Here is a 3645-nt window from a genome sequence, read left to right on the forward strand (position 1 = left end):
GGTAAACTACCCCCGCCTAAAGGCGGGAGCTTTCAGTAGCCCTAGAGTCGGCAAGCCAACCCTGGACCTCTAGGCTGGTTTACAAAAGCAGCCCCAAGTCTGGCAATCATACTCGCCCCATTCCAGTCCGCATCCCCTTCCCATCCACAATGCCCACACTTAAACTGCTTCCCACGGCGATAGGACTGTTCAGGGTCAGGATGAATGTGCAAACACCGGTGGCAGGTCTGCGACGTGTAGGCAGGCGGAACCAGAATCAAAGCAACCCCTGCTCCCACAGCCTTGTACTCCAGAAATTGACGGAGTTGGTAGAACGCCCAACTGTTCCCCCTGCGCCGTTCGGCTTTGCTGCGAGGCTGTCGGTTGATGCGCTCTCTGATCCCCGTCAAGTCCTCAAGGGCAAGGACTGCCTGCTTCTGTTGCGCTTCCCGGACAATGGAGGCACTGATGGTGTGGTTGAGCCAAGTCTGAAACCGCCGCTCCCGCCCCGACAGCCGTTGCAAGATTTGTCTCGCCCTGCGGCGAGTCGACCTTGTGCCTTTCGAGGCTTTTCTCTGCAGCGACCTGCGCACTCGGCTGAACCGATCTCTGGTTTGGTTCAACTGCTGTCCATCCCACCCCCTGTCGGTGCTGGTCTTGGCAATCTCTCTCCTGCCCAAGTCCACCCCAATCGCGACAGCGGGACGGAGTCCTTTGACCTGAACGGCCTGCTGCGGCTCAGGCACCTGCTCGGTCAGTTGGATGTGGACATAGTACGAGCCGTCTCGATGTTGGCAAAGCTGGGCAGAGGTCGGTTTTTGTCCCCGCAACTTGCCCCTTTGATAGTTGCCCAAACGCAACTGAATTCGCTCCCGTCCCCCCACCAAGCACAGGCTGACGGTCTCGTCCTGTTCCCGATAGGAGAAGAGGCGAGCGTCGTAGTCGGCGGAAGTGGGCTTGAATGTTTTGACGGGGCGACCTTGAGTTTTGGCAGTCTTGCGGTTAGCTCCCACTCTTGCACAGACTCTAACGGCTAGGTTGGCACTGAGTCCGAACTCGCTGCGCAGGGTTTGGTACACCTGTGCCTAAATGGCAACAGGGTTGCAGATATTTGGCTTGACCGTTTGGTTGGTGTAGTGGCAAGCGGCGGCAAAGGCCTGGAGTGTGGCTTGTATTTTGGCCGCCTGTTCGGGCGTGGGTTGGAGCTTACAAACCAGTGTTAGAGTCTGTTTCATGGGTTGTATTGTACACACATGAAAGCCGCCCTGTCGCGTCAGCGGGCCGTAGGCTTTAAGGGCGGGGCTTCAGACCCAGTTTTTTGGTGAGCGACAACCTGGTTAGGGTGGACTTGGTGGAGCTAACGCAACCCGGCTTACTGGCAGTAATGCTAAGAAATGTTAAGCTAAGAGCTTAGATCCCGAACCGAGGTAGGCCCCATGGAATCCCTTTACGCCGGCGGCAACTTTTCTGATCCCTTCGCCAATCCCCCCATTTACTCTGCCATTGCCCTGCTCAGCTTTTTTGCCGTTATCTTTGGCATCCTTTTCAAGGACAAGTTGGAATACCAGGTAGCCCTTTGGCAGCTCAACCGGGATAGCCAAGCCCAAATTCGCTATCGCACTCCTGGGGTGATCCTCACCTACAGTCTCTGCTGCTTGTTTACCTTTGGCTTTGTGGCTGCGTGTTTGAATGTGTTTGGCCTGCCTATGGCTCTGGCCGCCTGCGTCGGTGGGATCCTAGTGTTGGGCACGGCAGGCTTGGTGTGGTGGCAGTTGGGATCCCTGCTGGCTCTGTTGGCTACGGGCGGCTCCCAGGCCATAGATATTGACTCTTACGGGGCAGGAGCCGTTTTGGATCCTGAGGCAGCAGCACCTACTGAAGGGGAATAGGAGCTGGGCCACCCCAATTGACCGAGGATTTCGGCGCTGCCATGGCAAGCCTGCAAACGTTCATTCTGGAATGAACTTGAGCAAGGCTGACAAGACAAACGACACGATGAAGCAGAGTGCTCTGCTGCCATAATGGCTTCAAGCCCCGCTGCTCTCTTTCCCATGAACGAAACTGCCCAGCCCGATCTCAGAGATCTCATCCTCGCCCTGGATCGGAAGATCGACCTGCAATTTACAGAAATGCGGGGCGAGATCCGCCAGGTGGAAACAAGGCTGCAAGGGGAGATCAAGCGGCTGGAAGAGCGGGTTGACGGGGTGGCGGTCAAGCTGAACGAAAGGATTAACAGCGTCGAGGTCAAGCTCACCGAGAAAATCGATGGCGTTGAGGCCAAGCTGAACGAAAGGATCAACGGCGTCGAGGTCAAGCTCACCGAGAAAATCGATGGCATTGAGGCCCAGTTGAACGAAAGGATTAACAGCGTCGAGGTCAAGCTCACCGAGAAAATTGATGGCATTGAGGCCCAGTTGAACGAAAGGATCAACGGGATGGAAGGCAAACTGAGCGAGAAGATGGACGGGATTGGCAAGCGCTTGGACAACCAGGAGTTCATCAGCCGAGGGGCAATTATTACCCTAGTGGGTGGTGTGCTTACAGGTCTGATGTCTGATTAAGTACCTGTTTTTCTCCGACAATTGACTTTGGCTGCTGATGCAAACTCTTTGGCAAACTATCGCCCAGCACCTTGCGGAAGCGACAGGGGATCCCTTACGGCCCCTGCAGTATCGTTCTGTGGGCGGGGGCAGCATCAACGCCACCTATCGGTTTTCTTGCGCTTCCCAAAACCCTCTTGCAGAAGGGGCAAGAGACTACTTTGTCAAATTGGCCCGTGGGGGAGAAAGAGCGCTGGAGATGTTTGCAGCGGAAGCTGCGGGCTTGCAAACCCTAGCGGCTGCCCAGGCCATTCGCGTACCTCAGCCCATTGTCTGGGGATCCGTAGGAGAGCAGGCCTACTTGGTGCTGGAATACCTGGAGCTAACCTCGCCCCGTCCGCACACTGCGGGTTTGTTGGGATCCCAGTTGGCCCAGTTGCACCGCACCCTATCCCCCAACGGCAGCTACGGTTGGGAGCGCGACAACACCATCGGCTCTACGCCTCAGATCAACAGTTGGCGGCAGAATTGGCCGGATTTTTATCGGGAACAGCGGCTGCTCTACCAGGTGAAATTGGCTTGCCAACAGGGGTATCGCGGCACGTGGGTGGCCCAAGCCGAACGGGTAATGGCGGAGCTGGAAGCCTTTTTTCAGGACTACAGGCCAGAACCCGCTCTGTTGCATGGAGATCTGTGGGGCGGCAACTACGGGGCCTTGGCCGATGGATCCCCGGTGATTTTCGATCCGGCCACCTACTACGGGGATCGAGAGACGGATCTGGCGATGACAGAACTGTTTGGCGGCTTTCCGCCGGAGTTCTATCGGGCTTATCAGCAGACCTATCCTTTGGATAAGGGATATCCTCACCGCAAGCCCCTCTACCAGCTCTACCACTGGCTCAACCATCTCAACCTGTTTGGAGAGGGCTACCTAGGCTCGGTGCAGCGGGCTTTGCAGCAGTGTTTGCAATTTCTTGGATAAATCGTATGGTTGTTCAGGTTAAGATGAGACGCCTGGGCTACTGATCGCGCCAGCGGGACGGAGTCCTTGAAAAACCTTCTAACCCCCTGCATTATTGCTCCGCAACGCTATTGCTCCGCAACGCTGACGCGAAGACGCGACCAA

General features: G+C 56.4%; 3 protein-coding genes and 1 pseudogene. 3 read left to right on the plus strand and 1 reads right to left on the minus strand.

The window, feature by feature from the left end; genetic code table 11:
- Positions 1-41: 41 nt before the first annotated feature.
- Positions 42-1214: pseudogene (locus tag NW838_RS10535) on the minus strand (RNA-guided endonuclease InsQ/TnpB family protein).
- A 201-nt stretch (positions 1215-1415) separates the two neighbouring features.
- On the opposite strand from NW838_RS10535, the gene NW838_RS10540 reads away from it, so the two are divergent.
- The 3 genes from NW838_RS10540 to NW838_RS10550 all read left to right on the plus strand — a co-directional run bounded on the left by NW838_RS10540 (position 1416) and on the right by NW838_RS10550 (position 3501).
- Positions 1416-1868 (plus strand): hypothetical protein, encoded by a 453-nt coding sequence (locus tag NW838_RS10540; protein WP_414358508.1) that lies wholly within the window; start codon positions 1416-1418, stop codon positions 1866-1868.
- A 162-nt stretch (positions 1869-2030) separates the two neighbouring features.
- On the plus strand, positions 2031-2540 hold the full coding sequence (locus tag NW838_RS10545) for a hypothetical protein (RefSeq protein ID WP_414428011.1): 510 nt from the start codon (positions 2031-2033) through the stop codon (positions 2538-2540).
- Between the two features lie 37 nt (positions 2541-2577).
- Positions 2578-3501: a fructosamine kinase family protein gene (locus NW838_RS10550; protein ID WP_414428012.1), complete on the plus strand. Its 924-nt coding sequence runs from the start codon at positions 2578-2580 to the stop codon at positions 3499-3501.
- The last annotated feature ends 144 nt before the right edge of the window (positions 3502-3645 follow it).

Source organism: Synechococcus sp. R55.2 (genome assembly GCF_047462075.1).
Lineage (GTDB): Bacteria > Cyanobacteriota > Cyanobacteriia > Thermostichales > Thermostichaceae > Thermostichus.

Coding starts and splice junctions, on each gene's coding strand:
- NW838_RS10540 (WP_414358508.1), top strand. CDS start 1,416: ATGGAATCCCTTTACGCCGGCGGCAACTTTTCTGATCCCTTCGCCAAT.
- NW838_RS10545 (WP_414428011.1), top strand. CDS start 2,031: ATGAACGAAACTGCCCAGCCCGATCTCAGAGATCTCATCCTCGCCCTG.
- NW838_RS10550 (WP_414428012.1), top strand. CDS start 2,578: ATGCAAACTCTTTGGCAAACTATCGCCCAGCACCTTGCGGAAGCGACA.